The sequence below is a fragment of the Pseudomonas mosselii genome, assembly GCF_005796105.1.
GTDB lineage: Bacteria > Pseudomonadota > Gammaproteobacteria > Pseudomonadales > Pseudomonadaceae > Aquipseudomonas > Aquipseudomonas mosselii_C.
Genome location: NZ_VAUO01000003.1, coordinates 173,229 through 199,346, shown reverse-complemented (window position 1 = coordinate 199,346; position 26,118 = coordinate 173,229). Strand labels below are relative to the sequence as shown.

16 protein-coding genes and 2 pseudogenes are annotated in these 26,118 nt (G+C 62.8%); 13 read left to right on the top strand and 5 right to left on the bottom strand.

Annotated elements, in window-relative coordinates; genetic code table 11:
• Positions 1-74 precede the first annotated feature (74 nt).
• The 6 genes from hutC (at position 75) to hutG (ending at position 7,337) form a co-directional block, all read left to right on the top strand.
• Positions 75-785, top strand: a complete 711-nt coding sequence (gene hutC, locus FEM01_RS10025) for a histidine utilization repressor (protein WP_171030931.1) — start codon at positions 75-77, stop codon at positions 783-785.
• Positions 782-1,357, top strand: a complete 576-nt coding sequence (locus tag FEM01_RS10020) for a HutD/Ves family protein (RefSeq protein ID WP_138219279.1) — start codon at positions 782-784, stop codon at positions 1,355-1,357. Before hutC ends, FEM01_RS10020 begins: the two co-directional genes overlap by 4 nt.
• A gap of 378 nt (positions 1,358-1,735) precedes the next feature.
• Entirely contained in the window at positions 1,736-3,415 is a 1,680-nt protein-coding gene (gene hutU / locus FEM01_RS10015; RefSeq protein WP_138219278.1) for a urocanate hydratase, read from the top strand.
• Positions 3,416-3,507: 92 nt separating this feature from the next.
• Positions 3,508-5,040, top strand: a complete 1,533-nt coding sequence (hutH, locus tag FEM01_RS10010) for a histidine ammonia-lyase (protein WP_138219277.1) — start codon at positions 3,508-3,510, stop codon at positions 5,038-5,040.
• A gap of 174 nt (positions 5,041-5,214) precedes the next feature.
• Positions 5,215-6,420: an imidazolonepropionase gene (gene hutI / locus FEM01_RS10000; RefSeq protein ID WP_138219276.1), complete on the top strand. Its 1,206-nt coding sequence runs from the start codon at positions 5,215-5,217 to the stop codon at positions 6,418-6,420.
• Between the two features lie 113 nt (positions 6,421-6,533).
• Positions 6,534-7,337, top strand: coding sequence for an N-formylglutamate deformylase (gene hutG, locus FEM01_RS09995; protein ID WP_138219275.1), 804 nt, complete (start codon positions 6,534-6,536; stop codon positions 7,335-7,337).
• 46 nt (positions 7,338-7,383) lie between these two features.
• Here the strand turns inward: hutG and FEM01_RS09990 are convergent, their stop codons facing one another.
• Positions 7,384-12,873, bottom strand: coding sequence for a dermonecrotic toxin domain-containing protein (locus tag FEM01_RS09990; RefSeq protein WP_240791742.1), 5,490 nt, complete (start codon positions 12,871-12,873; stop codon positions 7,384-7,386).
• 267 nt (positions 12,874-13,140) lie between these two features.
• Here FEM01_RS09990 and pip point away from each other — a divergent pair, with 267 nt between their 5' ends.
• The 7 genes from pip to FEM01_RS09955 all read left to right on the top strand — a co-directional run bounded on the left by pip (position 13,141) and on the right by FEM01_RS09955 (position 21,939).
• Positions 13,141-14,112 carry a prolyl aminopeptidase gene (gene pip / locus FEM01_RS09985; RefSeq protein WP_138219274.1) on the top strand — a complete coding sequence of 324 codons (972 nt, stop codon included), beginning with the start codon at positions 13,141-13,143 and terminating at the stop codon, positions 14,110-14,112.
• Positions 14,109-14,546, top strand: a complete 438-nt coding sequence (gene dtd / locus FEM01_RS09980; RefSeq protein ID WP_138219273.1) for a D-aminoacyl-tRNA deacylase — start codon at positions 14,109-14,111, stop codon at positions 14,544-14,546. Before pip ends, dtd begins: the two co-directional genes overlap by 4 nt.
• 264 nt (positions 14,547-14,810) lie before the next feature.
• A complete protein-coding gene (locus FEM01_RS09975) occupies positions 14,811-16,538 on the top strand; it encodes a glucan biosynthesis protein G (RefSeq protein ID WP_205884547.1) in 1,728 nt (575 codons plus the stop codon).
• Entirely contained in the window at positions 16,531-19,098 is a 2,568-nt protein-coding gene (mdoH, locus tag FEM01_RS09970; protein ID WP_138219272.1) for a glucans biosynthesis glucosyltransferase MdoH, read from the top strand. The genes FEM01_RS09975 and mdoH overlap by 8 nt, the downstream gene beginning before the upstream one ends.
• Positions 19,099-19,341: 243 nt before the next feature.
• Positions 19,342-20,139 (top strand): transporter substrate-binding domain-containing protein, encoded by a 798-nt coding sequence (locus tag FEM01_RS09965; RefSeq protein ID WP_138219415.1) that lies wholly within the window; start codon positions 19,342-19,344, stop codon positions 20,137-20,139.
• Positions 20,140-20,249: 110 nt separating this feature from the next.
• Positions 20,250-21,212, top strand: coding sequence for an amino acid ABC transporter permease (locus FEM01_RS09960; protein ID WP_138219271.1), 963 nt, complete (start codon positions 20,250-20,252; stop codon positions 21,210-21,212).
• Complete coding sequence (locus FEM01_RS09955) at positions 21,205-21,939, top strand: amino acid ABC transporter ATP-binding protein (protein ID WP_138219270.1); 735 nt, start codon at positions 21,205-21,207, stop codon at positions 21,937-21,939. Before FEM01_RS09960 ends, FEM01_RS09955 begins: the two co-directional genes overlap by 8 nt.
• 103 nt (positions 21,940-22,042) lie before the next feature.
• Here FEM01_RS09955 and FEM01_RS24740 read toward each other — a convergent pair whose 3' ends face one another.
• The 4 genes and pseudogenes from FEM01_RS24740 to FEM01_RS24725 form a co-directional block, all read right to left on the bottom strand.
• Entirely contained in the window at positions 22,043-22,747 is a 705-nt protein-coding gene (locus FEM01_RS24740) for a methyl-accepting chemotaxis protein (protein ID WP_416781175.1), read from the bottom strand.
• A 198-nt stretch (positions 22,748-22,945) separates the two neighbouring features.
• Positions 22,946-23,965 (bottom strand): annotated as a pseudogene (locus FEM01_RS24735) (methyl-accepting chemotaxis protein); the annotation flags it as partial.
• A 187-nt stretch (positions 23,966-24,152) separates the two neighbouring features.
• On the bottom strand, positions 24,153-24,866 hold the full coding sequence (locus FEM01_RS24730) for a methyl-accepting chemotaxis protein (RefSeq protein WP_416781174.1): 714 nt from the start codon (positions 24,864-24,866) through the stop codon (positions 24,153-24,155).
• Positions 24,867-25,013: 147 nt separating this feature from the next.
• A pseudogene (locus FEM01_RS24725) lies at positions 25,014-25,958 on the bottom strand (methyl-accepting chemotaxis protein); the annotation flags it as partial.
• Positions 25,959-26,118: the final 160 nt, after the last annotated feature.

Genomic DNA, 26,118 nt, shown 5'->3' with positions numbered 1-26,118 from the left:
AGCTACCGCTCACTCCAATCGCACAAGGACCTCACGTCGTGCCCAAACCTCCTGTCTCCGAACTGGTTGCCCAGATGGGCGAAGGGCCGGCGCCGCTCTATGCGCGGGTAAAACAGATGATCATCCAGCAGATCGAAAACGGCAGCTGGCCGCCGCATCACCGGGTCCCTTCGGAGAGTGAGTTGGTCAATCAGCTGGGCTTCAGCCGCATGACCATCAACCGTGCCCTGCGCGAGCTGACCGCCGAAGGGCTGTTGGTGCGCATGCAGGGCGTGGGCACCTTCGTCGCCGAACCCAAGACCCGTTCGGCACTGTTCGAGGTCAACAACATCGCTGACGAGATCGCCGCGCGCGGCCATCAGCATAGCTGCCAGGTGATCACCCTGGTGGAGGAGGCGGCGGGCTCCGAGCGCGCGCTGGCGCTGGACATGCGCGAAGGCCAGCGTGTGTTCCACTCGCTGATCGTGCACTGCGAGAACGGCGTGCCTGTGCAGATCGAGGATCGCTATGTCAACGCCAGCGTGGCCCCGGACTACCTCAAGCAGGACTTCACCCGCCAGACCCCCTATGAATACCTTTCGCACGTCGCGCCACTCACCGAGGGCGAGCACGTGGTCGAGGCGATCCTGGCCGAAGCGGACGAATGCCGGTTGTTGCAGATCGAGCGCGGCGAGCCGTGCCTGTTGATTCGCCGACGTACCTGGTCGGGGCGTCAGCCGGTGACGGCCGCACGGCTGATCCACCCCGGTTCCCGTCACCGTCTGGAAGGACGTTTCAGCAAATGAGCGCGTTGCAAGTGTTGCGTGCAGGCGACTACCTGCGCATGCCCTGGAAGAATGGCGGTGGCTCCACCGAAGAGATCACCCGCGATGCCGGTACGGGCCTTGAAGGGTTCGGCTGGCGCCTGTCGATTGCCGACATCGAAGCGTCCGGCGGCTTTTCGAGTTTTGCCGGTTACCAGCGGATCATCACCGTGCTGCAGGGCGATGGCATGCGTCTGACAGTAGACGGCCATGACAGTCGGCCTCTGGTGCCGTTCGACGCATTTGCCTTTAGCGGCGAAAGCCACGTGGGCTGCGCGCTGCTGGGCGGGCCAATCCGGGATTTCAACCTGATCTACGCGCCGGACCGCTACCGCGCGCGATTGCAGTGGTTCAATGGCGGTACCCGGCTCTTCAGTGCTGCGGGTGCGCTGATGGTGTTCAGTGCGCAGACGGACTTGCCGGTGACGATCAGCGGCCAGCCGCCAGTCTCGCTGGGCCGTTATGACTGTCTGCGCCTGAGTGGTAACGAGCGTTTGTTGGAAGTGGATGTGGTCGGGCGTTGCTGCGTGATCGAGCTGACCGAGATTCGCTGAGTTTCCCGCCTGACACCGCTCTCACAGGGGCAGTGTCGCTTTTGATAAATGAGTTACCCCGGTAGCGCCCGCAACAGCGGCGCGCTGTTACCGAACGCCCCAAGATGGCGCAATGCTTTGATCGTTTTGCGCCCCTCGCTTACGCCCTGCGTAGATTTCCCTTCCTCCTGAACCCTCTATTCACGCGGCCTGCACAGCGGCATCGGGCCCTCGCTCGGGCGCGATTCAGAACTTGGCATTTCAATTGCCTATGCTTGTATGTACAAGTAAAGCTAAGTGCGCGATAGTAGTTAGGCCGTCCCTTTCGCGCTGCACGCACCGACTTAACTGGCCCGCCGATCTCGCCGGGTTTGAAACGATCGCTCAAGGAGCCCCTTCGTGACTGACAAAGCGTTCAACACCTTCCGTGACGTCGAGATCCGCGCCCCGCGTGGCACCACGCTCACTGCCAAAAGCTGGCTGACCGAAGCGCCGCTGCGCATGCTGATGAACAACCTCGATCCGCAAGTGGCCGAAAACCCCAAGGAGCTGGTGGTGTATGGCGGTATCGGCCGCGCGGCGCGCAACTGGGAGTGCTACGACAAGATCGTCTCGACGCTCAAGGAACTGAACGACGACGAGACGCTGCTGGTGCAGTCGGGCAAGCCGGTGGGCGTGTTCAAGACCCACAGCAATGCCCCACGGGTGCTGATCGCCAACTCCAACCTGGTGCCGCACTGGGCCAACTGGGAGCACTTCAACGAACTCGATGCCAAGGGCCTGGCCATGTACGGCCAGATGACCGCGGGTAGCTGGATCTACATCGGCAGCCAGGGCATCGTCCAGGGCACCTTTGAGACCTTCGTCGAGGCCGGTCGCCAGCACTACAACGGCAGCCTCAAGGGCAAGTGGGTGCTCACCGCCGGCCTCGGCGGCATGGGCGGTGCGCAGCCATTGGCGGCCACCCTTGCCGGCGCCTGCTCGCTGAACATCGAGTGCCAGCAGACCAGCATCGACTTCCGCTTGCGCACCCGCTACGTCGACGAGCAGGCCAGCGACCTGGATGACGCGCTGGCGCGTATCGCCAAGTACACCGCCGAAGGCAAGGCGGTTTCCATCGCCCTGCACGGCAACGCAGCCGAAGTCCTGCCGGAGCTGGTGCGCCGTGGCGTGCGCCCGGACTTGGTCACCGACCAGACCAGCGCCCACGACCCGCTCAACGGCTATCTGCCGATTGGCTGGAGTTGGGAGCAGTATCGCGACCGCGCCAAGACCGACCCTACTGCCGTGGTCAAGGCGGCCAAGCAGTCCATAGCCGTGCATGTGCAAGCCATGCTGGACTTCCAGAAGGCGGGTGTACCGACCTTCGACTATGGCAACAACATCCGCCAGATGGCCAAGGAGGAAGGCGTGGCCAACGCCTTCGACTTCCCAGGCTTCGTGCCGGCGTACATCCGCCCGCTGTTCTGCCGGGGCATCGGCCCGTTCCGCTGGGCGGCGCTGTCCGGCGACGCCGAGGACATCTACAAGACCGACGCCAAGGTCAAGGAACTGATCCCCGATGACGCCCACCTGCACCGCTGGCTGGACATGGCCCGCGAGCGCATCAGCTTCCAAGGCCTGCCAGCGCGTATCTGCTGGGTGGGCCTGGGTCAGCGTGCCAAACTGGGCCTGGCGTTCAACGAGATGGTGCGCAGCGGCGAGTTGTCGGCACCGATCGTGATTGGCCGCGACCACCTCGACTCGGGCTCGGTCTCCAGCCCCAACCGCGAGACCGAGGCCATGCGCGACGGTTCGGACGCGGTGTCCGACTGGCCGCTGCTCAATGCACTTTTGAACACTGCCAGCGGCGCCACCTGGGTTTCGCTGCACCACGGTGGGGGGGTGGGCATGGGCTTCTCGCAGCATTCTGGCATGGTGATTGTGTGCGATGGTACAGACGAAGCGGCTGCACGCATCGCGCGGGTGCTGACCAATGATCCTGGAACCGGTGTGATGCGCCATGCTGATGCCGGTTATGAAATCGCGATCAATTGCGCCAGGGAGCAGGGCCTGAACCTGCCGATGATCACTGGCTGATGGGCCGTTGGGGGGCAACGCGTCCCCAACCGACCCTGGTTGGCGCAGCCTGTGTTGGCGGCGCTGCACTGAACAATGACAAGGAACTGACTATGCAACCCCTGAACCTGCTGCCCGGCCACCTGACGTTGGCCGACCTGCGTCGTATCCACCACGGGCCGGTGCGCCTGCAACTGGATGACAGCGCCGCGCCGGCGATCGACGCCAGCGTCGCCTGTGTCGAGCAGATCATTGCCGAAGACCGCACCGCCTATGGCATCAACACAGGTTTCGGCCTGTTGGCCTCGACCCGCATCGCCAGCCACGACCTTGAGAACCTGCAACGCTCGCTGGTGCTGTCGCACGCTGCGGGTATCGGCGCGCCGCTGGATGACGACCTGGTGCGGTTGATCATGGTGCTCAAGATCAATAGCTTGAGCCGGGGTTTTTCGGGGATCCGCCGCAAGGTCATCGATGCGTTGATCGCCCTGGTCAACGCCGAGGTCTACCCGCACATTCCGCTCAAGGGGTCTGTCGGGGCCTCGGGTGACCTGGCGCCGCTGGCGCACATGTCGCTGGTGCTGTTGGGGGAGGGCAAGGCGCGTTATCAGGGGCAGTGGCTGTCGGCTCCCGAGGCTCTGGCCGTTGCAGGCCTGGAGCCGCTGACCCTGGCGGCCAAGGAGGGGCTGGCGCTGCTCAACGGTACTCAGGCATCCACCGCCTACGCCCTGCGTGGTTTGTTCCAGGCCGAAGACCTGTACGCCGCTGGCATCGCCTGTGGCGCCTTGAGCGTCGAGGCGGCGCTGGGCTCGCGGGCGCCATTCGATGCCCGTATTCATGCCGTACGCGGTCAGCGCGGGCAGATCGATAGCGCCGCGTGCTTGCGTGAGCTGCTGGGCGACAGCAGCGAGGTGTCGCTGTCGCACAAAAATTGCGACAAGGTGCAGGATCCGTATTCCCTGCGCTGTCAGCCGCAGGTCATGGGCGCCTGCCTGACCCAGCTGCGCCAGGCGGCCGAAGTGCTGGGCATAGAGGCCAACGCGGTGTCGGACAATCCACTGGTGTTCGCTGCCGAGGGGGATGTGGTGTCGGGCGGCAACTTCCATGCCGAGCCAGTGGCCATGGCCGCTGACAACCTCGCCCTGGCAATCGCCGAGATCGGCGCGCTGAGTGAGCGGCGCATTTCGCTGATGATGGACAAGCACATGTCGCAGTTGCCGCCGTTCCTGGTGGAGAACGGCGGGGTGAACTCAGGCTTCATGATCGCCCAGGTCACCGCGGCGGCCCTGGCCAGCGAGAACAAGGCCCTGTCGCATCCGCACAGCGTCGACAGCCTGCCCACCTCGGCCAACCAGGAGGACCATGTGTCCATGGCCCCGGCGGCTGGCAAACGCCTGTGGGAAATGGCCGAGAACACCCGTGGCGTGCTGGCCATCGAGTGGCTGGGGGCCTGCCAGGGGCTGGACCTGCGTAAAGGGCTGAAGACCTCGGTAAAGCTGGAGCATGCCCGCCAGGTGCTGCGCCGCGAGGTGCCGCATTACGACCGCGACCGTTTCTTTGCGCCGGACATCGAAGTGGCCGCCGACCTTCTGGCCAAAGGCACCCTGACCGGACTGCTGCCAGCGGGTGTGTTGCCGAGCCTGTGATCACACAATTTCTGTAGGAGCGGCCTTGTGTCGCGATAGCACCGCAAAGCGGCCCCCGCATGTGTTGAGTTTGCGCGCCGACCTCGGGGCCGCTGCGCGGCCCATCGCGACACAAGGCCGCTCCTACAGGGGAGCGCGTCTGGCCGTAGAACTTTGCAACAACGGAGCCTGTATATGAGAACCCTCTGGCAGCACTGCCATGCCGCGACCCTTCGCGAGGGCCGTTACTCGGTCATCGAGGACGCCGCGATCGTCACCCGTGCAGGCCTGATCGAATGGATCGGCCCGCGTAACGACGTGCCGCCCGTGGCCGCCGACCGCATCGTCGACCTGGGCGGCGCCTGGGTGACGCCGGGGCTGATCGACTGCCACACCCATGCGGTGTTCGGCGGTAACCGCAGCGGTGAGTTCGAACAGCGCCTGCAGGGTGTGAGCTACGCCGAGATCGCCGCCCAGGGCGGTGGCATCGCCAGCACCGTGCGGGCTACCCGTGCGGCCAGCGAAGAAGCGCTGTTGGCCAGTGCCCGCCAGCGTGTCCAGGCGCTGATGCGCGACGGTGTGACCACCCTGGAGATCAAGTCCGGCTATGGCCTGGACTTGGCCGGCGAGCGCAAGATGCTGCGCGTGGCGCGGCGCCTGGGCGAAGAACTGCCGTTGGGCGTGCGTACCACCTGCCTGGCCGCTCACGCCCTGCCGCCCGAGTACGCGGGCCGGGCCGATGACTACATTACGCATATTTGCGAGCAGATGCTCCCGGCGCTGGCTGCCGAAGGCCTGGTGGACGCCGTGGACGCCTTTTGCGAGCACCTGGCGTTCTCCCCGGCGCAGGTTGAGCGTGTGTTCATCAAGGCTCGCGAACTGGGGCTGCCGGTCAAGCTGCATGCCGAACAACTGTCGTCGCTGCATGGCTCCAGCCTGGCGGCGCGCTATCAGGCGCTGTCGGCCGACCATCTGGAATTCATGACCGAGCAAGACGCCATCGCCATGGCCGAGGCCGGCACGGTCGCAGTGTTGCTGCCGGGCGCGTTCTACTTCCTGCGCGAAACCCAGCTGCCGCCGATGGACGCCTTGCGTCGGCATGGCGTGAAGATCGCCCTGGCCAGCGACCTCAACCCTGGCACATCGCCGGGGCTGTCGCTGCGCCTGATGCTGAACATGGGCTGCACGCTGTTTCGCATGACGCCCGAGGAGGCCCTGGCAGGCGTCACCCTGCACGCCGCCATCGCGTTGGGATTGGGTGACAGCCACGGCTCGCTGGAAGAGGGCAAGGTCGCCGACTTCGTCGCCTGGCAGATCGAGCGCCCTGCTGACCTTGCCTACTGGCTTGGCGGCGACCTGCCCAAGCGCGTGGTGCGCCTGGGTCATGAAATATCCAACTGAAACCCGGCATTCACCGGGCTCACGCGGACATTGTAGGAGCGGCCTCGTGCCACGAAAGGGCCGCAAGGCGGCCCCGTTGGCTAGGTTTAGGGTGTAGCAACCTCAGGAGTCATATGGACAAGGTATTGAGTTTTCACCAGGGTCAACTGCCGCTACTGATCAGCATGCCCCACGCAGGCCTGGCCCTGACCGAGGCGGTGGCTGACGGTCTGGTCGCCCCTGCGCGCAGCCTGCCGGACACCGACTGGCACATCCCGCAACTGTACGACTTCGCCCGTGAGCTGGGTGCCAGTGTGGTGGCGGCGGAGTACTCGCGCTTCGTCATCGACCTCAACCGCCCCGACGACGACAAGCCGCTGTACGTCGGCGCCACCACCGGCCTGTACCCGGCCACGCTGTTCGAAGGCGAGCCGCTGTTCCAGGAGGGCAAGGCCCCGACGGCCGAGCAGCGGGCCGAGTACTTGACGCACATCTGGCGCCCTTACCACGACACGATTCGTCGCGAGTTGGCCCGCCTGCGCGAGACATTCGGCTATGCGCTGCTGTGGGATGCCCACTCGATCCGCTCGCAGATCCCGCATCTGTTCGAAGGCAAGCTGCCGGATTTCAACCTCGGCACCTTCAACGGCGCCAGTTGCGATCCCAAACTGGCTGAACGCTTGAAGGTTGTGTGTGCGGAGTTTCCGGCCTATAGCCATGTGCTCAACGGGCGCTTCAAGGGCGGGCACATCACCCGCCATTATGGCGATCCGGCCAACCATATCCATGCGGTCCAGCTGGAGCTGGCGCAGCGTACCTATATGCAGGAGGTCGAGCCGTTCGCCTACCGCGAGGATCTGGCGCAGCCGACGCAGGAGGTGTTGCGGCGGTTGCTGGAGACGCTGCTGGCCTGGGGGCGCGAGCGTTACCCACGCTGAGCGGTGGCGACGCCCCACGCACGGACGTCGCCTTGTGCTGGGCTGCTTAGCTGTTATCGACGTAGGTGATAGTCAGCTCGCGTAGAAGAGCCGTCTCTTCCTGCTCCTTGCTGATCTGGAGGCTTCGCTGCAGGTCCAATTCCTCCTGAAGCGCGTGGTCGGCACCGGCCAGGTCGAGTACGCGTTGACGGAATCTTGCCTCGACCTCGGCAAAGCGAGATGCATGTTCGGCCCGTAGGCGTGTGCTCCAATCGGCGTTGTTCAGCAGGTAGTCGATGAAGGCCTCGCTGTGTTCACTCTGACGCACGCTCTCCAGCACGCTGGACAGTTCGCCATGCGCCAGATTGGCGGCGCTTCGAAAACGCATGCTGTCCGCAATCGGCAAGTCCAGTTCCTTGGCCAGCTCACGGCGATAGGCCAGGCGTACCGAAACCCGATCACCGGGTTGGTTGCGTGTGCTGGCAAGCTTCTCCAGTTGCTCGACGCGGAACAACTGCAGCAGTCGCTTGTACAGAGTTTGCAGGGTATCGCCAGCGTCGATCAGCACGCGTTCAGTCATCAGATGAAGTTCGATATTGTTGAACTCTTGCAGCGCGCCATCATGGCAGGTTTGCGAGCCTGTTTCAGGATCAGGTAGCGCCGCTGCGGCAATGCTTTCCATGATCGGGCGTTGGGCTTCGTTGGCCACCGCCGCCACAAGCATCAGTCGTACTCGCTCGCAGAAGCTGGCCCGGGTGCTCAGATCGACGAACGGTGCAGCATTGTGCAAACGGCCAACCAAGCGCAGCAGGTCACTGCCTTCGAGTTGTGTCCAACAGTCCTGTAACGCCTCGTTCTGTGCCGCGTTCCCCAGCATCCAGTCTGCCAACCTGGGGGTGTCGTCGCCCTGCAAGGGAAAATGCGGATGTTCCAGGGCCTCTTCGCTGGAGGCGTTGACCAGCAGGAGGTTCTCGGGAATGTCCAAGGCGAAAGAGTAGCTATTTTGGCTGTCCGAGAACGTACGTACACGCAGGATGGTTTCCATGGGCAAGGGGTTGTCGAACAGGGAAATCGACGAAATTGGCATGGTGTTGTTCAGGTTGGAAAGGATGTGCTCGGGCAAGTCGGTAAGGTTGTTGGAGCTCAGATCCAGCAGTTCCAGCGGTAGTAAATCATTGCACCAGTTCGGCCAGGCTTGCAGGTTCATGTTGGTGAGTCCGAGTGACGTCAGATTGGTGGACAACCGCGCGGGCACTTGCGTGATGGTGCCCAAACGGTTGCCTGACAGGTCGAGCGAGTTTAGGTGTTCCAGCTGGGCAAAGGTGTCCAGCATAGCCTGGTCGACCTCCAGGCCCATGTTGCGGAACTCGAGGTAGGTCAGTTGGGAAAGGCGTGGCAATGCGGATACCAGTGCGGGGGTTGCTGCTTGGTGTGCATCGAGGGTCAGGCGGGTGATGTTCGGGAAGTGACCGAGCAGTTCATCGAGCTGCGCGGCCGTGCCGCTCAAACGGGTCAGTGCCATCGAGTCCACGCGTTCGCCGAAGAACGCGGGAAGCCGACGGGGGAAGTGCTCGATCGCGATGTCCTCCAGTTGCAGGCGAAGGTATCGCTGACCCTGCTCCTGGCGCTCCCAGAATTCATTTATGGAGGAAGCGATCCGTTGCCTGTCTGCGAGGGCGGCCTGGCTCAACGGGTTGCTTGAGCTGGAGGCCTGGACCCAGCCATCGATCGCATCGCGCAACGCTTGCCGCTCGTTACGGACACGTTCTAGCCGCTCATTGAGTGATGCTGATTGATCCACCGACACCTGCGCGGTCTCGGGTCGCTCGTTCAGCAACAGACGTTGCAGGTGAGTTTCGTTGATGGGGTTGCCTTGTAACGAGATGACCGGCGGTCGGGTCAGCGTGTCTGCTTCGTTAAGCAAGAACGAGGGCAGCGCCGTCAAGTTGTTCTGTTGTAGGGACAGATGGCCGATTCGGTCCAGGGCATCGCTACCGATGCCTGCGGGCCATTGGCTCAACTGCATGCGGTCCAGACCGAGATAATCCAGGCTAAACACATGGAAGCTGGGCCTGTCACTGACCTGCTGTAGCCGGTTGCCGCTGAGGTCCAGGTGGCCTAGATGCGCAAGCTCTGCGAGTGCGTTCAGGTCGCTGCCGGACAAGGCGATGTTCTGGTTTGTCAGTGCCAGCCTGCGCAAGTTGGGCAATGCCGTCGCGATGATCGGGGCGCTGGACAGCCACAGTGAGGGGGTTGCTCTGGACGTGTAGGGCCTGCTGACTTCCAGCGACTCGAGACGTGGCACTAGTGCGAGCAAGCGTTGCACGAGGCGGTCGTGTTGTCCCCAACCTGAGAGGGTTCCGCTCGGCAGGTCGAGCAGGCGCAGGCTGCGGATACGCCGGTAAAAAAAATCAGGCAGGGTCATCGGGATATCTGTCAACGCCACACCCTGTACGCTCAGCTCGGCTGCCAGCGCGGCATCATCTTCCAGGGCTGTCTCGTACCAGTGTTGCATGATCGATTCACGTAGGGTGTCGTAGGCGCGAGCGGCCTCGTCGGATGCGGGTGAAATGGCTTCACTCCAGTCGTCAAGACGGCTTTGCAGCGTGTTACGTTCCTCCTCCAGGGTGTTCAGGTATTCAAGGATCTGCAGCCGGTTGCGGCCTTGGCTGGCAATCGAGGTCAGAATGTGCTCGGCGGACCTGCCGGTGCGTTCTGGGATACCTGTTGCCTGGACCATAGCGAGCAGATGCTGGCGCGTGCTCCCTGGCGAGTCGCTGTTGCCGCCGCTCAAGGGGTAACCGATGCGGCCATCGGCAAGGCGCATGGGTGAACGGTATCCGGGTCGAATAGGTTGCATGCCCAGCGCCTCGCGCAGGGCTGCGCGGGGTAGCAACGGGCTCTGCTGCATCAGGAACTGAAGCGCCTTGCCATCTGCCGCGCCGAGCTGTGCCATGACTTCAGGCAGCGTTTCGTGCAATGCAGTGTAAATGTCCGGGTGAGCGCTCACAGCAGCCCCGGGCCGACTCGCATCATGGACGATGTAGCCGGCATGTGCATGGGTGATCGTCGTGTCGGGGCGTGTGTCCTGAGGGCCAATGGCATATTGCTGGTCAGGCCAGACGCTGCGCTGGAGTATTTGCAGCTTGCAGTCAGCGGGCCAGCCAGGCAGGTGTGCCAGGGTTTGCAAGACCAGCCGGTCGCTGTCCCAGCTTTGCACGCTGGCCAAGTACAGCCCCTCGTAGGCACGGGCCAGGCGAATGTGTTGCTGATAGATGCGAATTTCTTCGCTCAGACGCAGGGGGACCTTACCCGTACTGAGTGCTTGCAGTTCGCTGGCACTGGCATTGCGTACCAGCTCGTCGACGACCGCGCCGGGCAGGCTGGGATAGATACGCTGGATGATCTCGCTGTGGGGTGCCTGGATGATGTGGATGCGTTTGTAGGCCTGGGTGAACGCTTCAGGCCAAGCGCTGTGGTCTGGCATCTGGCGGATGGACTGGTCCAGCTTGAAGCGTTGCAAGGTGTCTTCTAGCAAAGCGGGTAGACGCTGGTGTTCCGTCAGCGCTCGGCGGAGTACATCCTCGTGGGTGGCGCTGATGTCGAGCATGCGTTGCAACGTGGCCTCGTCGAAATGCGCACTCGCATGCCCAAGCCGGCGCAGTAATGCCGAGCCTGTCCATTCAGATGGCTGGTCGCCGGGCAGCAGCCAGACACCGGAGCCGTTATGCGTGACGCGGGGCTGGTAACGGCGCGTGTTGGTGGGATGTCGCAGGCGATACTCATCCGTCGCTGGCGTTTGTTCGACTTGGTATTGCTGGCCTTCGATCACCAGCCATTGCTTGCCCTGGTACTGGCGCAGACCACGTTCATCGGGTTCCAGGTCATCAGGGAGTGTCTCGCTACTGTGGTAAGCCGTAAGGTCCGGTTTCCACAAGCGTACCTGGCCGTCAGGCATCACGACGTCTTCCAGCTCTTCGATGAAGGATGGCGTTTCCACCGGGATGCGCTCGACCTCAAGTTCTTCTTCCGGGCCATTGGCTTCACCCTTCATACCCTTGAGGCCCTTATGCGCAGCGCTGAGTGCGGCCATGATCGCAACGTTCTCAATGACGTCGACCAGGTAATTAAGCGCGGTGTCGCGTTCGTCGTTGTGCCAGGCTTCGATACCCTCATATACCTCGAAGGCCAATTGCGTCACGCAGATTGCAAGCATGAACTGGCCCAGGCCCGGCACGAAGAAGCCGGCAATGTTCAATCCGGTCAGCACGCGTGCGAAGACCAGTTCGCGGTGGGCCTGGGCGGCACGACGATCGACGATTTCGGTGGGGGTGGCGTTGTACAGGGCATCCTTTTCATGGCGCTCGGCCTTCTGGAACGCCATCTTGCCCTGGAAGGCATGTCTGAACGGGTGGGCTACCGGGTACAGGCTGGCATGTGGGTCGGGTAAGCGCTCGTGCAGGCCACGCGTGCTCCATCCAAGCGGTGCAAGGCGGTCTGCCAGGCGGGTTTGCACCGAGGCTTTGTCGCGATCGGCAATATGCGGGTTCAAGTAGCCCATGTTCGCCCGTAGACGGTCGCTAAGCGCCTTGTCCAGTGCCTCGATGGAGGAAAATGTCTTGAGCGGTGTCTCGTCGTCTTGTGGGATGTACAGCGTGTGCGTCTTTTGCCCGTCGGCTTCCCGCTCGATGAGGACAACGCCGGTCAGCTCGGCTTCCCAGAGGCTCAGTGTGTTGAAGGTGATGGTGGCGTTTGCCTTCGGTGCTTCGTCCATGGGCAAGGCAAGGGCTGCGTCGTAGAAACCTTGATCGATATCGCCCTTGAGCCTTGCGAAGTGCAAGGACTGCCGGAATGCCGAGACTTCGGCTCTACCCAATGTTTGGTAGACCTCCAGCGCCACCTCGTCGGCGCTGCGCTCGACGGTGGCTGCGGGGTAATAGATGGCATGCACCCGTTCATGATACCTAGCCCCGATATCCAGGCTGCGGCACAGGCCGGCAAAGGCTTCGGCGGTGATGTCGATCCGGTTGTTGATGGGCAGTGTGCCCATGAATCGGCGGTGATCGACGATCACTGACTTCTTCAACAGCGCATCGGGTGCGTCCATGCCATGCTCGGCTGCCGAGTCGGTATCGAAGTTGTGCAGAGCGCATTGCAGTAGTGAACGTGTCGCGCGGTTCACGGCCTGGCGGCTGTCGATGGCATGGGTCGTGTCGATCAGGCGTGCGTCGATGAGATAGGTCTTGTCCACATCGATGGGGGACGTGGGGCTGAACCGTTCTTCGATGGCATCGCTCAGCACCTTTCTGGCAAAGCTCTCCAGGTCGGGCAACTGGGCGAACAGTTCCTGCACGCGTGCATGGTGTTCACGGTGGCGCGCATGCTCATCGCTCCAGGCCTTGGCGACATCGGGCTGTCGCTGGATCGCCGCCACCAGCCAGGCGGGTGCCTGTTGCGCCTTGCGCAGCGCGTGGTGCACTGGCGCGGAGGTTTGTTTTAGCCAGGCAGGGATCTTTTGTTCGATCGTGGCGTAGTGGATGTTGGGCGAGGTTGGCATAGCGAGCTCCATTGCGTGATGAGGGCAACGGACTTTGGCGGTTCCGCCTGGCGCGAAAGTGGTAGATATATGTGCTTCACAGGCCTTTGGCTGAGTGGCTGCGCGTGCAGGTCGGCATCGGCTTGTCGGGTAATTTGCAGGTGGGCGGTGGGTAATGGGCCTTGCCTACTGCCTATGCACAAGATGATCTCGCCGAGACACATGCTCAAAGCGCAATTCAGGTTTATGATGCCCAACGGCTGACTAAATCCTCACACGGAGTGCGCAATGCAGACCCTGTACCCGCAGATCAAACCCTACGCCCGGCACGATCTGGCCGTGGAAGCGCCGCACGTGTTGTACGTCGATGAAAGCGGCTCGCCAGAAGGTCTGCCAGTGGTGTTCATCCACGGCGGCCCTGGCGCTGGTTGCGATGCCCAGAGCCGTTGCTACTTCGACCCGAACCTGTACCGTATCGTCACCTTCGACCAGCGTGGCTGCGGCCGTTCCACGCCCCATGCGAGCCTGGAGAACAACACCACCTGGCACCTGGTCGAGGACCTCGAGCGTATTCGCGAGCACCTGGGGATCGACAAGTGGGTGTTGTTCGGCGGCTCATGGGGTTCGACCCTGGCCCTGGCGTATGCCCAGACGCACCCAGAACGCGTGCACGGCTTGATCCTGCGTGGCATTTTTTTGTGCCGCCCGCAGGAGATCAGTTGGTTCTACCAGGAAGGTGCCAGCCGCCTGTTCCCCGACTACTGGCAGGACTACATCGCGCCGATCCCGCCCGAAGAGCGGGGCGACCTGGTCGGTGCCTTCCACAAGCGCCTTACCGGCAACGACCAGATCGCCCAGATGCACGCGGCCAAGGCTTGGTCCACCTGGGAAGGGCGCACCGCCACGCTGCGTCCCAACCCGTTGGTGGTCGATCGTTTCTCCGAGCCGCAGCGCGCGCTGTCGATTGCCCGCATCGAGTGCCACTATTTCACTAACAACGCGTTCCTCGAACCGGACCAACTGATCCGCGACATGCCGAAGATTGCCCACCTGCCAGCGGTGATCGTGCATGGCCGCTATGACGTGATCTGCCCGCTGGATAACGCCTGGGCGCTGCACCAGGCCTGGCCGAACAGCGAGTTGAAGGTGATCCGCGACGCCGGTCACGCGGCCTCCGAACCCGGTATTACCGATGCTCTGGTGCGCGCTGCCGACCAGATGGCCCGCCGCCTGCTCGACCTGCCCCTGGACGAAGCATGAAAGGCCTGATCCAGCGTGTGCGCGGCGCACGGGTCGAAGTTGCCGGCGAGATCGTCGGCGCCATCGACCAGGGTTTGCTGGCGCTGGTGGCGGTTGAGCCTGAAGATTCTCGGGAACATGCCGATAAACTGCTGCACAAGCTGCTCAACTATCGGGTGTTCAGTGACGAGCAGGGCAAGATGAATCGCTCGCTGACAGATGTCGGCGGTGGGCTGCTGCTGGTTTCACAATTCACCCTGGCGGCAGATACCCGCAGCGGCATGCGCCCGAGCTTCTCGACCGCGGCCCCTCCGGCACTTGGCGCCGAGTTGTTCGAGTATCTTTTCACGCAGGCTGGGCGCCAACACCCGAACGTGGCCAGCGGGCGTTTTGGTGCCGATATGCAGGTTCACCTGGTCAATGATGGCCCGGTAACATTTATGTTACAAATATGAGGTCAAAAAACCCCTTGTTTGTAGGAAAACAAGGGGTTTTGTACGATAAATACTTTGTCCAGCCTGATGCGTTGTAACGCGACCTGCTGGATAATCGCGCGCTGCGTGAGCCTGCGTTCGTAGGTTCGGTTCACTTTGACACGAGCATTGTCTGGATCCGTTTGGGGAATCATTACGCCCTCACGGGGTCCGAACAGTGCTCGCCAACCCGGCATTTGTCGCTGGCCGTTGGTTTCATGATCTGTTTTTCGGCGAGGATTGCTCGTGATTGTAAGCCCCTGTATTGCACCAAGAATCCCCGGCACCCGGCTACGTAAGGTCGTGCTGGCTGGCGTTGCGCTGGTCGGCCTGATGAGCGCAGGCCAGCTGTGGGCATTCAATCTGGACGATGTTGCAGCCAAGGCAAAGGATCTGGCCGGTCAGAAGTTCGAGGCACCGAAGAGCAATCTGCCGCCGGTGTTCCGCGACATGAAGTACGCCGACTACCAGAAGATCCACTTCCTCCAGGAAAAGGCCGAGTGGGCCAAGGACAAGACGCCGTTCAAGCTGTCCTTCTACCATCAGGGCATGCACTTCGACACGCCGGTGAAAATCAACGAGATCACCGCCAACAAGGTCGAAGAGATCAAGTACGACCCAAGCCGTTTCGAGTTCGGCGACGTGCCGCATGACGCCGAGGCCACCAAGAACCTGGGTTATGCAGGCTTCCGCGTGCTCTACCCGATCAACAAGGCCGACAAGCAGGACGAGATCATGACCCTGCTTGGCGCCAGCTACTTCCGCGTGGTCGGCAAGGGCCACCGCTACGGCCTGTCGGCCCGTGGCCTGGCCATCGACACCGCACTGCCGTCGGGCGAAGAGTTCCCGCGTTTTCGCGAGTTCTGGGTCGAGAAGCCCAAGCCTAACGACAAGCATCTGGTGATCTACGCACTGCTCGACTCGCCGCGTTCCACTGGGGCCTACAAGCTGACCCTGCGTCCGGGCGAAGACACCCTGGTCGACGTCAAGTCGCGCGTGTACCTGCGTGACCACGTCAGCCGCCTGGGCATCGCCCCGCTGACCAGCATGTTCCTGTTCGGTCCCAACCAGCCGTCCAAGGTACAGAACTACCGTCCGGCCCTGCACGACTCCGAAGGCCTGAGCATCCACGCGGGCAACGGCGAATGGCTGTGGCGCCCGCTGAACAACCCAAAGCACCTGGCAGTCAGCAACTTCAGCGTGGAAAACCCGCGTGGTTTCGGCCTCTTGCAGCGCCAGCGCGCGTTCAGCGACTTCGAAGACCTCGACGACGAGTACGAAAAGCGCCCGAGCGCCTGGATCGAGCCTAAAGGCGACTGGGGCAAAGGCACTGTCGATCTGGTCGAGATCCCAACCGCCGACGAGACCAACGACAACATCGTGGCTTTCTGGAGCCCGGAAACCTTGCCTGAGCCAGGCAAGCCGTTCGAGTACGACTATCGCCTGCGCTGGACCATCAAGGAAGACCAACTGCACGCCCAGGACCTGGGTTGGGTCAAGCAGACCCTACGCTCCAGCGGTGACGTCAAGCAAGCCAACCTGATTCGCCAGCTCGATGGCAGCGTCGCCCTGCTGGTCGACTTCGTCGGCCCCAACCTCGCCGCCCTGCCGGCCGACGCCGCTGTGCGTAGCCAGGTCAGCACCGGCGACAACGCCGAGGTGGTCGAGAACAACCTGCGCTACAACCCGGAAACCAAAGGCTGGCGCCTGACCCTGCGGTTGAAGATCAAGGATCCGAAGAAGTCCACCGAAATGCGTGCCGCCCTGGTGCGTGACGTGCCGGTCGAGCAGCCTAAGCCTGCCAAGGAAACCAAGGCCGCCGCCAAGAACGTCCACGCCAAGGCCGAGAAAGCCAAGGCTGAGAAAGCTGCCGAGCAACCTGCCGCCGACGCGGCGTCCACCACCGAGGCCCCGGCCACCACTGAGAAAGTGCTGACCGAGACCTGGAGCTATCAGTTGCCTGCCGATGAGTAACTCAAGCCCAAGGCCAGAATCGCTTGGCGAATACCTGGCCCACCTTCCTCTGAGCGACGAGCAGCGTGCGGAACTCGCTAGCTGCACCTCGTTCAGCGAGCTGCACCAACGCCTGGCGGCGCAACCTGCCGCCAGCACTACCGAGGCCGTGCAGGCCTCGGTGGGTTCGCGCCTGACTATTGGCAGCGCCGCCGAGCTGGAAGAGGCCGAAATGCTCGGCGTCGACGGCAGTGGGCGGCTGTGCCTGAAGATCGCCCCGCCGATCAAGCGCACCAAGGTCGTGCCCGAGCCGTGGCGCACCAACGTGCTGATCCGTATCTGGCGGCGCATGACCGGTCGCACCAACGCCCCGCAGCCGCCCAAGCGCGAGCTGCCGCCAGCGCGCTGGCGTACGGTTGGCTCGATCCGTCGCTACATCCTGCTGACCCTGATGATCGGCCAGACGTTCGTTGCCGGCTGGTACATGAAGGGTATCCTGCCTTACCAGGGCTGGTCGTTCGTCGATTTCGACGAGATCTTCAACCAGCCGCTGTGGGACACCGTGGTGCAGGTCTGGCCGTATGCCTTGCAGACGTCCATCCTGGTGCTGTTCGGCATCCTGTTCTGCTGGGTATCGGCCGGTTTCTGGACCGCGTTGATGGGCTTTTTGGAGCTGCTCACCGGGCGTGACAAGTACCGCATCTCGGGCAGCAGCGCAGGCAATGAGCCAATCGCTCCCGAGGCGCGCACCGCGCTGGTTATGCCGATCTGCAACGAAGATGTGCCGCGTGTGTTCGCCGGCCTGCGGGCGACGTTCGAGTCGGTGGCCGCCAGCGGCAACCTCGACCGTTTCGACTTCTTCGTGCTCAGCGACACCAACGACACCGATATCGCCGTGGCCGAGCAACAGGCCTGGCTGGACGTGTGCCGCGAGACCAAAGGTTTCGGGCGCATCTTCTATCGCCGCCGTCGGCGCCGGGTCAAACGCAAGAGCGGCAACCTCGACGACTTCTGCCGTCGCTGGGGTGGCGAGTACAAGTACATGGTCGTGCTCGACGCCGACAGCGTCATGACCGGCGAATGCCTGAGCAGCCTGGTGCGCCTGATGGAGGCCAACCCGGATGCGGGCATCATCCAGACCGGGCCGAAGGCCTCGGGCATGGATACCCTGTATGCACGCATGCAGCAGTTCGCCACCCGGGTGTATGGCCCGCTGTTCACCGCCGGCCTGCATTTCTGGCAACTGGGCGAGTCGCACTACTGGGGCCACAACGCGATCATTCGCATGAAGCCTTTTATCGAGCACTGCGCGTTGGCGCCGTTGCCGGGCAAGGGCGCGTTCGCCGGGGCTATTCTGTCCCACGACTTCGTCGAAGCCGCGTTGATGCGTCGTGCCGGTTGGGGCGTCTGGATTGCCTACGACCTGCCGGGCAGTTACGAAGAGCTGCCGCCGAACCTGCTCGATGAACTCAAGCGTGACCGTCGCTGGTGCCACGGCAACCTGATGAACTTCCGCCTGTTCCTGGTCAAGGGCATGCACCCGGTACACCGCGCGGTGTTCCTCACCGGTGTCATGTCGTACCTGTCGGCACCGCTGTGGTTCCTGTTCCTGGTGTTGTCGACGGCGTTGCTGGCGACCAACACATTGATGGAGCCGCAATACTTCATCGAGCCGTTCCAGCTCTACCCGCTGTGGCCGCAGTGGCACCCGGAAAAAGCCATCGCGCTGTTCTCCACCACCATTGTGCTGCTGTTCCTGCCGAAGCTGCTGAGCGTGGTACTGATCTGGGCCAAGGGCGCCACCGAATTCGGTGGGCGCGTCAAAGTCACCCTGTCGATGCTGATGGAGATGCTGTTTTCCATGCTCCTGGCGCCGGTGCGGATGATCTTCCACACCCGTTTCGTGCTGGCTGCGTTCCTCGGCTGGGCCGCAACCTGGAACTCGCCGCAGCGTGACGATGACTCCACTCCATGGAGCGAGGCGGTACGCCGCCACGGTCCGCAGACCCTGCTCGGCGTTGCCTGGGCTGGCCTGGTGGCATGGTTGAATCCGAGCTTCCTGTGGTGGCTGGCGCCAATCGTGGGTTCGCTGGTGTTGTCGATCCCGGTATCGGTTATCTCCAGCCGTGTGCGCCTGGGCCTGGCGGCCCGTGACGAGAAGCTGTTCCTGATTCCTGAGGAGTACGCCACGCCGCAAGCGCTGCTGGCCACCGACCAGTACACCCACGAGAACCGCTGGCACGCCCTGCACGACGGTTTCGTGCGGGCCGTGGTCGACCCGCGCCAGAACGCGCTGGCTTGTGCCATGGCCACGGCGCGGCATGGCAAGGCTGCGCCAATCGAGGCGTTGCGTGCCGAGCGAGTGGCCAAGGCGCTGGAAGTCGGGCCAAAGGGGCTGGACGGCAATACCCGCTTGGCCTTGCTGAGCGATCCAGTGGCTCTGTCGCGCCTGCACGAGCAGGTCTGGGCCGGGCATCACTCGGCGTGGATCGACGTGTGGCGCGCATCGATCGACAACGATCCGCACTCGCCACTGCTGCCGCTGCATCCAGAGAGCCAGGCCCAGCCGGCTTTGGCTTGATGCGCTTAGCGGCTGCTTAGCGGCCCAATCGCGGGCAAGCCCGCTCCCACAGGATCTTCACCGACCTGTGGGGGCGGGTTTGCCCGCGATGCTTTTGCGGCGAATTTGGCCAACAAAGTCCCCCCCGGCACTAGGTCCCAGGCCGCGCATGCGTTAGCATCCCACCCGACATATCGCACAGGTCGGTACGGCCGTGCCTATAAGAACAACTGCAGACTATTTTTTTCAGGGGACTTGGTGATGATGAAGAAATACCTGTCGCGACTGCTGCTCGGCGTGACCGCACTGGTCGCGGTGAGCACAGCCCAGGCTGGCGCCATCGACGATGCGGTCAAGCGCGGCACCCTGCGTGTCGGTATGGACCCGACCTACATGCCGTTCGAGATGACCAACAAGCGCGGTGAGATCATCGGCTTCGAGGTGGACATTCTCAAGGCGATGGCCAAGTCTATGGGCGTCAAGCTGGAGATGGTTTCCACCGCGTACGACGGCATCATCCCGGCCCTGATGACCGACAAGTTCGACTTCATCGGCAGCGGCATGACCCTGACCCAGGAACGCAACCTGCGCCTGAACTTCAGCGAGCCCTTCATCGTGGTCGGCCAGACCCTGCTGATCCGCAAGGAACTGGCCGGTGAGATCAAGTCGTACAAGGACCTGAACAACGAGAAGTACCGCCTGACCTCCAAGCTCGGCACCACCGGCGAGATGGTGGCCAAGAAGCTGATCAGCAAAGCCAAGTACCACGGTTACGACAACGAACAGGAAGGCGTGATGGACGTGGTCAACGGCAAGGCCGATGCCTTTGTCTACGACTCGCCCTACAACGTGGTTGCCGTGGAGAAAGCCGGCGCTGGCAAGCTGGTGTTCCTGGAAGAACCCTTCACCTACGAGCCGCTGGCCTTCGGCCTGAAGAAAGGCGACTACGACAGCATCAACTACATCAACAACTTCCTGCACCAGATCAAGCATGACGGGACCTACGATCGTATCCACGATAAGTGGTTCAAGAGCAAGGACTGGCTGAAGGAAATGGAATAAGAGACAGCTGCAAGCCGCAAGTTGCCAGTTGCAAGAAGAAGCAGGTCCACCTTGGGTCCGCTTGCCTTGCAGCTTGTAGCTTGCGGCTTGTCGCTTTCTGGAGTTGACACGTGATCAAACACAAGAAAGCTCAGTGGCCCTGGCATGGGCTGACCGCGCTGGTCCTGGTGGGCCTGGCGGTTAGCCTGTACCTGGCCACCTCGATGATTTCCTACGAGTGGCGCTGGAACCGCGTTCCGCAATACTTCGCCTACAAGGCCGAGGAAACCCAGCGTGCCGCCAACTACGGCACCGTCGAGCAAATCGTGGTGTCCGGCGACAACGCCCGGGTCACCCTGAAAGATGACAGCGGCACCACGCAAGTCATCGACGTGGCCAACGACAGCCTGCAATTATCGCGTGGCGACGATGTGGCCGAAGGCGATGCCATCGGCGTCACCCGTCATTGGGCCGCAGGCCCCCTGGCCTGGGGCCTGTGGACTACGTTGTGGATCTCGGTGATTTCCGGTGCCCTGGGGCTGTTGATCGGCCTGTTCGCAGGCCTCTGCCGGTTGTCCGCCAACCCGACCCTGCGCGACTTGTCGACGGTGTATGTAGAGCTGGTGCGCGGTACGCCGCTGCTGGTGCAGATCTTCATTTTCTACTTCTTCATCGGCACCGTGCTCAACCTGTCCCGCGAGTTCGCCGGGGTCGCGGCGCTGGCACTGTTCACTGGCGCCTACGTGGCCGAGATCGTGCGTGCCGGCGTGCAGTCGATCGCCAAGGGCCAGAACGAGGCTGCGCGCTCGCTGGGCCTGAACGGCAGCCAGTCGATGCGCCACGTGATCCTGCCGCAGGCTTTCAAACGTGTGCTGCCGCCACTTGCCGGGCAGTTCATCAGCCTGGTCAAGGACACCTCGCTGGTGTCGGTGATCGCGATCACCGAGCTGACCAAGAGCGGTCGCGAAGCCATCACCACCTCGTTCTCGACCTTCGAGATCTGGTTCTGCGTGGCTGGCCTGTACCTGCTGATCAACCTGCCGCTGTCGCATATCGCCAGCCGGCTTGAGCGGAGGCTTGCGCAAAGTGATTGAAGTTCGTGACCTGCTGAAAGTCTTCGACACCCGCGGCATGCTGGTTCGCGCCGTGGACAACGTCACCACCCGCGTGGCCAAGGGAGAGGTGGTGGTGGTGCTGGGCCCGTCGGGCTCGGGCAAGTCGACCTTCCTGCGTTGCCTCAACGGCCTGGAGCATTTCGATGCCGGGCATGTGGCCATCGACGGCCTGCAACTGGACGATCCGAAGACCGACATCAACGCCTACCGCCGCGAAGTCGGCATGGTGTTCCAGCACTTCAACCTGTTCCCGCACATGACTGTGCTGGAGAACCTGTGCCTGGCACAGAAGGTGGTGCGCAAGCGCAACAAGGCCGAACGCGAAGCCAAAGCACACGCGCTGCTGAAAAAGGTCGGCATCGCCGAGAAGGCCAACGAGTACCCCTCGCGCCTGTCCGGTGGCCAGCAGCAGCGCGTGGCAATTGCCCGCGCCCTGGCGATGGAGCCCAAGGTGATGCTGTTCGACGAGCCCACCTCGGCGCTCGACCCGGAGATGGTCGGCGAGGTGCTGGACGTGATGAAGACCCTGGCCCAGGAAGGCATGACCATGGTCTGCGTCACCCACGAGATGGGCTTTGCCCGTGAAGTGGCCGACCGCGTGCTGTTCTTCGATCACGGCAAGCTGCTGGAGGACTCGGTGCCCCAGGCGTTCTTCGATGCGCCGAAAGACCCACGTGCCCAGGCATTTCTGCGCCAGGTGCTGTGAAGCAGTAGCAAGCTGCAAGCTGCAAGCGACAAGCAACGCCAGACCCAGAATGTAGGGATGTCGCGGTCTGGCTTTTTCTTGCAGCTTGCAGCTTGTAGCTGTTTCAGAGCCTGAAACGCCCCACCATCGTACGCAGTTCCCGCCCCAAGTCCCCCAATTCGACGCTTGATGCTGCTGTCTGCTCGCTGGCCGTGCTGGTCTGGTCCGAGGCGTCGCGCACATTGATCACGCTGCGGTTGATCTGCTCGGCCACCACGCTCTGTTCTTCGCTGGCCGTGGCGATCTGCTGGTTCATGCCCTGGATGGTCGACACGGTGCTGGTGATTTGCCCCAGCGCTTCGCCCGCCTTGCGGCTGAGTTCGACGCTCTGCTCGGTCAAGCGCTTGCTGTCTCCCAGTAGTGTCATCACTTGGTCGGTACCGCCGTGCAGGCTTTCGATCAGTTTTTCGATTTCTTCGGTGGACTGCTGGGTGCGTTGGGCCAGGCCGCGTACTTCGTCGGCCACCACCGCGAACCCGCGTCCTGCCTCACCGGCGCGTGCCGCTTCGATGGCGGCGTTGAGGGCCAGCAGGTTGGTCTGCTCGGATACCGACTTGATCACATCGAGAATCGTGCCGATCCGCTCGCTTTCCGCTGCCAGGTGGTTCATCGCTCCCAGGCAATGGTCCATCTGCTCGGCCAGTTGCTCGATCTGGCCGATCGCCTCGGCCACCACCTGATCCCCCACTTGCGCCTGCTGATCGGCCGTGGTCGCCGCCTGAGAGGCCAGTTCGGCGTTGTGTGCCACCTCCTGCACGGTAGCGCTCATCTGGTTCATGGCCGTGGCGACCTGGTCGGTTTCCTCGCGCTGCTGGCCGACACGCTGCTGGGTCTGCACGCTGACCGACGACAGTTCAGTCGTAGCCTGGGACAGTCGCGACACCCCTTTGTCGATACCGCCCAGTAGCTCGCGCAGGCTCAAGGTCATACTGCGCATGCTGCGTTGCAATTGCCCTAGTTCATCCTCACGGTGCACCTCGTCGACCTGGCTCAGGTCGCCATGAGCGATGCGCTCGGCTTGTTGCAGGGTCAGACGCAGCGGCCCGGTGATCTGCTGGCTGATCAGCAAGGCTGCCAGGCTGCCGATCAACAGGGCTATAAGCGCCACGCTGCTCATCAGGCTGCGGGCGGCCAAGGCTTGCTGGTCGCGCAGCACGACTTGGTTGTCGCTCATTTCACGGCTGCTGGCGGTGATCTGGTCGCCCAACCGCTCCATGTCGGCCTGTAGCTCTTCGACGGCGATGGCGGCGCGGGCGTATTGCTGCAACTGCTCGCGGTAGCGCGCCAGGTGATTGCTCAATGGCTCGATCAGTTGCTGAGCCTGGGGCAGCAGCGTGCGCAATTCACCTAGAGCGGCGTCGGCAGAGGCAACGGCAGGTTGGCCGACTTGCGCGAAGGCTTGCAGCGGCTCGCTGAAATAGGCTGGGCTTGCAGCGCTCTGGCTGGACATTTCGATGTGCCGGATGACCTTATCCAATAGGTAGAAGGCCTGGCTTTTCGTGGCCGTCTGATCCACTTGACTCAGCTGTACCACCAATTTTTGCTGCACCTGCGTACTGACCGTGTCCAGCGTTGTCTGCTGCGTCGTGAGTGCCTGCTGTTGCTGCTGGCGTGTGGCTACTGCCTTTTGCAGGTTGCTGAAGTCGCTCCGGTAGCGACTGACGATGTCGCGCGTGTTGGCTAGCACGCGGAGGCTTTCAGGGCTGTTGTAACGCGGGCGCATCTGGTCAAGCAGGCCTTCGATCTGCTGGATCGCACTTTCTACCTGGGTACGGCTGTGCTCGTCAGCGAGTACGCGATAGGTGATGCGCTCGGCGCGTAGGTCCTTGCTGTAGTCGTTGAGGTGGGCAATCTGGGTGAGCTTTTCCGAGCGTTCGATGGCATCGTCCAAGGCGAACCAGCCGGTCAGTGTGGTGAGCAGGGTCAGCAGCAGTACTACGGCGAATCCGCTGGCCAGTTTCGCGCGAACGCTGAGGTGGCTGAGCATCCTGTTGAAAGGTCCGAGCATGATGAGTCTCCAGCAATGGAAAGGGGTACACGCCGCAAGGCGCGGACCCTCAGCTCATCGGCCGGGGTTGCGTAGGACTGGACCTGTAAATGCTGTAGGAGATTTCCCGTGGCGTGGTGGGCATTTTGCTCGGGCGCTCATTCCGAACGCCCGAGCCGCAGATCGACTACAGCCGGAACTGGCCCACCAACCCTTGCAGGTGCGTGCCCAGGCGGGCCAGCTCGACGCTGGAGCTGGCGGTTTCTTCGCTGGCCGCGGAGGTTTGGTCGGAAATGTCGCGCACGTTCATCACGCTGCGGTTGATCTCCTCTGCGACTGCGCTTTGCTGCTCAGCGGCGGTGGCGATCTGCTGGTTCATCGCCTGGATCGACGACACGGTACGGGTGATGGTGCCCAGCGAGCCACCGGCACGGCGTGTCAGTTCCACGCTGCTGTCGGTCAGCGCACGGCTGTTGTCCATCACACTGGCGACTCGCTGGGTGCCATTTTGCAGGCTGGCGATCAACTCTTCGATTTCCTCGGTGGACTGCTGGGTACGCTGGGCCAGGCTACGCACTTCATCGGCCACCACTGCGAAGCCACGCCCGGCCTCGCCCGCACGGGCGGCTTCGATGGCGGCGTTGAGCGCCAGCAGGTTGGTTTGCTGGGCCACCGACTTGATCACATCGAGCACGCTGCCGATCTTGTCGCTCTCGGCCTTGAGCTGGTTCATCGCCTCGCTGGAGTTGATCACCTCACAGGCCAGGCGCTCGATCTGGGCGATCGCCTCACCGACCACCTTGTCGCCCTCGCGGGCTTGCTGGTCGGCCATCAGGGCGGCTTCGCGGGCCTGTTCGGCATTGAGCGCGACCTCTTGCACGGTAGCGGCCATTTCGTTCATGGCAGTGGCGACCTGATCGGTCTCGACCTTCTGGTTGTTCACCCCGGCGCTGGTCTGCTCGGTCACCGCCGACAGCTCCTCGGCAGCGCTGGCGATCTGCGTGACGCCATCGCCGATGCCGCCGATCAGCTGGCGAAGGCCCTGGTTCATGCGCTGCATGCTGGTTTGCAGCTGGCCCAGCTCGTCGCGACGCTCTACCAGCAGGTCCTGGCGCAGGTCGCCATTGGCCACGCGTTCGGCGGCGGCCAGGGTCTGGCGCAGCGGTACGATGATCTGCCGGGTGATGATAAAGGCTGCCAGCATACCGAGCAGCAAGGCCAAGGTGGTGGCGCCCCCGAGCAGGGTCTTGGCTTGCTGGGTGCCTTGGTCGCGAACGGCGGTCTGCGATTTGGTCAGTGCCTGGCTGGTTTCGAGCAGTACCTGGCCTTGGTCGGCCATGCGCTGCAAGGCTTGTTCATTGGCGCTTTGGGCGCTACCGACCTGGTTCACCGCGTCGCGGTAGGCGGCCATGGCACTGGCGGCGTCATCGAGGCTGGCGGCATATTCGGCAGGCAGGCGTGCCGGCAAGGACTTGAGCAGGGCCAGTGATTGATCGATGGCGTCGAGCGCGGTCTGCTGGAACTCGGCTTTGCCACTGTAGGTGTAGCCGCGTACCTGGAAGCGTGCCTGTTGCAGCAAGGCGCTGGCTTGCACGGCCTCCTGGTATTGCTGGATATCGCCAGCTTGCAGCAGGCGCTGCTGGGTCTTGTCCATCAGTGCAGCGGCCTTGTCGGCGCTGTCGCCCAGTACACCACGGGCGGCCTCGCGGCGTTGGGCCGCCTGGCGCAGCTCGGCGAACGCGGCTTGGTACTGACGCACGGCTTCCTGCTGCTGGAGCAGGCGTTGATGGTCGGCAGGCTGTTCGATCTGGCCGATCATTGACTGTACCTGGCGTTCGATATTGGCCAGGGCCTTTTCCAGCTCGGCCACGGCAACGTCGTCGCGGGTGCGTTCATAGTGCTGGCGGGCGATGCGCAGGTCTTGGGTGTACTGGTGGATCACCGAGATATTGCCGAGCGTGTCGCCGCGCTTGGTGACATTATCGATGCCCATCCAGCCGGTGAAGGTGATGCCTAGCGTTAGCAGCAGCACCAGCCCGAAACCGATCCCCAATTTACGATTGACGCTTATGTTCCCCAGTGTCTGGGCAAACCAACGGTACATAGACGACTCCCCGGTTCGGCAGTGCGGATTGTTGTTCTGTTGCCCATGA